Genomic DNA, 2,648 nt, shown 5'->3' on the forward strand with positions numbered 1-2,648 from the left:
CTAGGTGGCCGCATTACGCGTGATGGCTGCACCGTACAGGTTCACATCTATCGGTTCGCTGGTACCGATGATGAGTGGACCCTAGAGGTCGTTGACCACGAGGGTGGCCATACCGTCTGGAAAGAGACCTTCTCGGATGACCAGGAAGCCTATGAGGCCTTCGAGCGAGCAGTCGCTGAAGACGGCATCCGATCGTTCGCCGACTCGCCTGGTCTCCACTGACCCAACCCTCGCCTGTTGTAAGAGGCGCGGCGGCGGATCGGTGATGACGGCACGGATCAGTGCCCTATCTCGGCCGGACGCTGGTCAACGAGAAGGTGCATGTCTCACTTCCAGGCTTCCCGCCACACCGACCGCACGAGCTCGCGAATGAAGGCGGAAGCCCGCGAGGCCACGTCGCTCGAAGTTCAGAGCGAGATCGAGACCGAACGCCAGGAGATCGAGGAGCGCACCGAGCGGCTCAAAGCGCTGCGGTTGGCACGCGAGAACGCCGGATCCTGATCTGCTCACAGGCCAGGGCTACGCGCGGCACCGCGAGGATCCTGAGGGGGCGAACTGAGATGGCACGAAGCATCGGAGGCCAACCATGAGCAAGGACATCATCCCGGGACCGGGCCTGCCGATGCTGGACTCGTCGGCGATCTTCGATTTCGGCGGCCCATCGCTCACCCCTTAGATCATCACCGAACCGGGCCAGGTGGCTGATCCTTCTGGCGATCTCTGGCTAGATGTCATTGGCGATCGCCTCGTGCACGGCGAAATGGCCGTGACGCCGGAACAGGCGCAAGCCGCCGCCGTGCATGGATGGGAAACCGTTCCCGGCAGCGAAAACGAAGGCAAGGTCACCGTCCGCCGGCCGGATCCCAATCCAGGGCAGGACTGAGCAGCGAACCCGCCGGCGTCATCTTCATCGAGGAGAACGGCGAGGGCCTGTAGCTCAATGGTTAGAGCCGACCGCTCATAACAGTCTGGTTGCAGGTTCGAGTCCTGCCGGGCCCACCAAGCTATCCTCTGCCTCGTGAAAGAAGCGCTGAAGGCGGGACAGTCGGCTCTTCCGTCCACACGATAGCGAGAACGAAAAAGGCTGCGTGTCGTTTCGCATATTGCGAACGTTTCGTTTATTGCGAATATGCGCGCTGTGAGTGAGGAGAAGCCGACATGACGATGCCTGCTTCCGCGAAGGGTCTAGGGGGGCGACTGCCATCCGAACTGGAGCGTGAAACAGCCAACCAGTTACGCCGCCTGCTGGCTCTTCAAGCGTCCGGCGAAGCGAACCTGCGCGTATTGGATGACGATGGGAAAGTCATTGACGTCACGTTGGCGCCCGCGGTCTCCAAGCTTCTGATGGAGGTGCTTCACCCGATCGGGCGCGGCGATGCCGTGACGCTGGTTCCCGTGTCCCAGATGCTGACGACTCAGCAAGCAGCCGACATCCTGAACGTCTCACGCCCGTTTCTGGTGTCTCTCTTGGAAAAAGGGGAGATCCCCTTTGATCCGGTTGGGCGGCATCGGCGCATCCGTGCCGAGGATCTGTTCGCCTACAAGGCCGCTCGGGACAAGCGTCGCAACGAAGCCCTGTCGGAATTGGCCGCGCTGGATGGGGAGCTGCTGTAGCCCGTGTTCGCGAACCGGTTCACCGCAACAATCGACGCCTGCGTTCTCGCGGGCGTCCTTCGAAGAAACCTCATTCTGACCCTTGCGCAGTGGGAGTTCTTCCGTGTGCGTTGGTCAGATGAGATCCTCGGCGAAACCGAGCGTGCAATCGCAGCGATGTTCAAGAAAAAGGGCGACCCAGCTGCGGACGAGAAAGGCTCCAAGGCGCGCGCCGGCATGGAAAAGGCGTTTGAGGACGCCATGGTCACGGGTTACGAGCGGTATCTGCCGATGTGCGAAGGCATCGATCCCGGCGATGCCCACGTCATCGCGGCTGCATTGAAAACTCAAGCCCAGGTCATCGTCACCGACAACCTGAAGCATTTTCCGGCCTCGCTTCTGGAACCACTGAACTTGGAAGCGAAGAGTGCCGATGCGTTCATCTCCGATACGATCGCCTTGGACATTGGGCGAGCTGTTGCCGCTGTCCGTGAAATGCGGCAGCGCTTAAACAAGCCAGCGATGACGGCATCCGACCTTCTCGTGATAATGGATGCCAATGGCTTGACGACAGCCGTGAACATCTTGCAGCCGCACGAAGCATCCCTCTAGCAGTTCTACTCACGCCTGCCCGCCGTTGCCCGCCATAGCGTAGGGCTCCCCCTTCAGGCTCTGCTAGCTCGACACCGCCATTCCAGCGGCTATCCTGCCGCCATGCGCACAGCCCTCGCCGCCCTCGCTCTCGTCGTCGCTGCCGGTGGGGCGCAGGCTCAAAGCGCATCTGAAATTGCAGCTTGCCGGGACGTGAAGGACTCGCTGCTTCGCCTGCGGTGCTTCGATGATGTCTCGAAGCCCGCGGCCCAGGCTGCACCCTCCACAGCTACCGGCACGCCTAAACCAAAGGCGCCTGATTTTGCGGCCTACGCCGTTGCTCCATACCGGGGCCCGATCGGCCTACCGGATTTCCGGGGTCGTGACCGTCAACACGCCTCGTACCGAACTCGCATCCTAGCCGGTGCCAAGGCCGGTCCGAACTTCGCTGGGCATCTTGCTCT

General features: G+C 61.6%; 5 protein-coding genes and 1 tRNA gene. All 6 read left to right on the forward strand.

Going from position 1 to position 2,648, the window contains the following annotated elements:
- The coding region (locus tag OXS27_RS32050; RefSeq protein WP_267361688.1) for a hypothetical protein at nucleotides 1-222 on the forward strand (222 nt) is incomplete at its 5' end.
- A gap of 147 nt (nucleotides 223-369) precedes the next feature.
- Nucleotides 370-501 (forward strand): hypothetical protein, encoded by a 132-nt coding sequence (locus OXS27_RS32055; protein WP_267361689.1) that lies wholly within the window; start codon nucleotides 370-372, stop codon nucleotides 499-501.
- A 196-nt stretch (nucleotides 502-697) separates the two neighbouring features.
- Nucleotides 698-883 carry a hypothetical protein gene (locus OXS27_RS32060; RefSeq protein ID WP_267361691.1) on the forward strand — a complete coding sequence of 62 codons (186 nt, stop codon included), beginning with the start codon at nucleotides 698-700 and terminating at the stop codon, nucleotides 881-883.
- Nucleotides 884-926: 43 nt separating this feature from the next.
- Nucleotides 927-1,002: transfer RNA gene (locus OXS27_RS32065), tRNA-Ile, on the forward strand.
- Between the two features lie 156 nt (nucleotides 1,003-1,158).
- Nucleotides 1,159-1,614 carry a helix-turn-helix domain-containing protein gene (locus tag OXS27_RS32070; protein ID WP_267361693.1) on the forward strand — a complete coding sequence of 152 codons (456 nt, stop codon included), beginning with the start codon at nucleotides 1,159-1,161 and terminating at the stop codon, nucleotides 1,612-1,614.
- A 3-nt stretch (nucleotides 1,615-1,617) separates the two neighbouring features.
- Nucleotides 1,618-2,205 carry a PIN domain-containing protein gene (locus tag OXS27_RS32075; protein ID WP_267361695.1) on the forward strand — a complete coding sequence of 196 codons (588 nt, stop codon included), beginning with the start codon at nucleotides 1,618-1,620 and terminating at the stop codon, nucleotides 2,203-2,205.
- The last annotated feature ends 443 nt before the right edge of the window (nucleotides 2,206-2,648 follow it).

This window comes from Methylobacterium sp. GC_Met_3, assembly GCF_026540775.1.
GTDB lineage: Bacteria > Pseudomonadota > Alphaproteobacteria > Rhizobiales > Beijerinckiaceae > Methylobacterium.

What these genes read in the sequence shown, in the direction of transcription:
- OXS27_RS32055 (WP_267361689.1), top strand. Translation starts at nt 370, where the DNA reads ATGAAGGCGGAAGCCCGCGAGGCCACGTCGCTCGAAGTTCAGAGCGAG.
- OXS27_RS32070 (WP_267361693.1), top strand. Translation starts at nt 1,159, where the DNA reads ATGACGATGCCTGCTTCCGCGAAGGGTCTAGGGGGGCGACTGCCATCC.